Genomic DNA, 741 nt, shown 5'->3' on the forward strand with positions numbered 1-741 from the left:
GCGGTGCTGGCGAACGGCTCGCCGGACGCGCCCGCCACGGCGTCCACCGACCAGGCGGCCCCGCCCGCGGCGGCGAGTGCGGCGATCGCGCCGGCCTCGGAGGCGGTCAAGACGGTGCTCAGCTTCGACCACTCCTCGCTCGACCGGAACGTGGCGGCGGCGCACCAGGTGTCGACGCCGCGCTACGGCGCCGACTACGACCGGCAGCTCGCGGCGAGCGGCTACCGCAAGGAGCTCCAGGACAAGAAGGGGTCGGTGACCACCGACGTCGTCGACTCCGCGGTGGTCGGCGCGGCGTCCGGCAGCGTCAGCGTGCTGTCGTTCGTCAAGCGGACGGTGCGCGCCGAGGGTGCGTCGCCGCGCCTGCTGTCGGACCCGATGCGCGCGACGATGGTCAGGCAGGGGAACCGGTGGCTCCTCGACACCCTCTACACGCTCAAGGCGGGGTCGCAGCGCGCCGACACCTCGGGCCTCCCGTGGCCGGGGGCGCAGGCGCGCGGGGCCCTCGGCGCCGTCTACCGGGATCCGTCCGTCGCGTCGGGGACGCCGGTGGAGCTGGGCCTGCGCGCGGGCGACGGGCCGCGGGGGCTGACCGCGCTCGTCGCCGTCGGCGACTGCAAGGGCGCGTGCACCGACAAGGACCCGGTCTCGTTCCACCGCCTGCTGCTGCGGCGGTCGGGTGGAGGGTGGACGGTCGCGTCCTCGCAGCGGCTCTGAAGCCGAAACGGTCCAGGGGCGTCC

The 741-nt window shown here is 75.7% G+C and carries 1 protein-coding gene; it reads left to right on the forward strand.

The window, feature by feature from the left end:
* Nucleotides 1–717 (forward strand): hypothetical protein (locus ABZ914_RS36485; protein ID WP_500198895.1); only part of this gene is annotated, 717 nt, incomplete at its 5' end.
* Nucleotides 718–741: the final 24 nt, after the last annotated feature.

Origin of the sequence: Spirillospora sp. NPDC046719 (assembly GCF_040645715.1) — a bacterium.
GTDB lineage: Bacteria > Actinomycetota > Actinomycetes > Streptosporangiales > Streptosporangiaceae > Spirillospora.